The organism is Enterobacter sp. Bisph1, from assembly GCF_000814905.1.
In the GTDB taxonomy this organism is placed as follows: Bacteria; Pseudomonadota; Gammaproteobacteria; order Enterobacterales; family Enterobacteriaceae; genus Kosakonia.
This window is the reverse complement of record NZ_JXAG01000005.1, coordinates 1-1,817: the sequence shown is the minus strand read 5'-3', so window position 1 is coordinate 1,817 and position 1,817 is coordinate 1. Positions and strand designations below refer to the sequence as shown.

Annotated in this window: 1 tRNA gene and 1 rRNA gene; both read right to left on the bottom strand. The window is 53.7% G+C overall.

The annotated features are described in order from the left end of the window. Nucleotides 1-111: 111 nt before the first annotated feature. Nucleotides 112-186, bottom strand: a tRNA-Glu gene (locus RW65_RS00045). Between the two features lie 88 nt (nucleotides 187-274). Next, nucleotides 275-1,814: ribosomal RNA gene (locus RW65_RS00040) — 16S ribosomal RNA — on the bottom strand. Between the last annotated feature and the right edge of the window lie 3 nt (nucleotides 1,815-1,817).

The following is a 1,817-nucleotide window of genomic DNA, read 5'->3' as shown; positions in this document are numbered from 1 at the left end:
GTTTCAATTTTCAGCTTGATCCAGATTTTTAAAGAGCAAATATCTCAAACATGACTCGCAAGTCAGTTTTGAGATACTGATTGGTTGTGCCTTTCACCCACAGCCAGCAAGTGGCGTCCCCTAGGGGATTCGAACCCCTGTTGCCGCCGTGAAAGGGCGGAGTCCTAACCGCTAGACGAAGGGGACACGGAGTGTCACGACTTCGCAGCCGTCTTGCTCGTTACTTTTTCATCAGACAATCTGTGTGGACACTACAGAGAAAGGTTCTTTCAGGTAAGGAGGTGATCCAACCGCAGGTTCCCCTACGGTTACCTTGTTACGACTTCACCCCAGTCATGAATCACAAAGTGGTAAGCGCCCTCCCGAAGGTTAAGCTACCTACTTCTTTTGCAACCCACTCCCATGGTGTGACGGGCGGTGTGTACAAGGCCCGGGAACGTATTCACCGTAGCATTCTGATCTACGATTACTAGCGATTCCGACTTCATGGAGTCGAGTTGCAGACTCCAATCCGGACTACGACGCACTTTATGAGGTCCGCTTGCTCTCGCGAGGTCGCTTCTCTTTGTATGCGCCATTGTAGCACGTGTGTAGCCCTGGTCGTAAGGGCCATGATGACTTGACGTCATCCCCACCTTCCTCCAGTTTATCACTGGCAGTCTCCTTTGAGTTCCCGGCCGAACCGCTGGCAACAAAGGATAAGGGTTGCGCTCGTTGCGGGACTTAACCCAACATTTCACAACACGAGCTGACGACAGCCATGCAGCACCTGTCTCACAGTTCCCGAAGGCACCAAGCCATCTCTGGCAAGTTCTGTGGATGTCAAGACCAGGTAAGGTTCTTCGCGTTGCATCGAATTAAACCACATGCTCCACCGCTTGTGCGGGCCCCCGTCAATTCATTTGAGTTTTAACCTTGCGGCCGTACTCCCCAGGCGGTCTATTTAACGCGTTAGCTCCGGAAGCCACGCCTCAAGGGCACAACCTCCAAATAGACATCGTTTACGGCGTGGACTACCAGGGTATCTAATCCTGTTTGCTCCCCACGCTTTCGCACCTGAGCGTCAGTCTTCGTCCAGGAGGCCGCCTTCGCCACCGGTATTCCTCCAGATCTCTACGCATTTCACCGCTACACCTGGAATTCTACCTCCCTCTACGAGACTCAAGCCTGCCAGTTTCGGATGCAGTTCCCAGGTTGAGCCCGGGGATTTCACATCCGACTTGACAGACCGCCTGCGTGCGCTTTACGCCCAGTAATTCCGATTAACGCTTGCACCCTCCGTATTACCGCGGCTGCTGGCACGGAGTTAGCCGGTGCTTCTTCTGCGGGTAACGTCAATTGCTGCGGTTATTAACCACAACACCTTCCTCCCCGCTGAAAGTACTTTACAACCCGAAGGCCTTCTTCATACACGCGGCATGGCTGCATCAGGCTTGCGCCCATTGTGCAATATTCCCCACTGCTGCCTCCCGTAGGAGTCTGGACCGTGTCTCAGTTCCAGTGTGGCTGGTCATCCTCTCAGACCAGCTAGGGATCGTCGCCTAGGTGAGCCGTTACCCCACCTACTAGCTAATCCCATCTGGGCACATCTGATGGCAAGAGGCCCGAAGGTCCCCCTCTTTGGTCTTGCGACGTTATGCGGTATTAGCTACCGTTTCCAGTAGTTATCCCCCTCCATCAGGCAGTTTCCCAGACATTACTCACCCGTCCGCCACTCGTCACCCGAGAGCAAGCTCTCTGTGCTACCGTTCGACTTGCATGTGTTAGGCCTGCCGCCAGCGTTCAATCTGAGCCATGATCAAACTCTTCAATTTAAA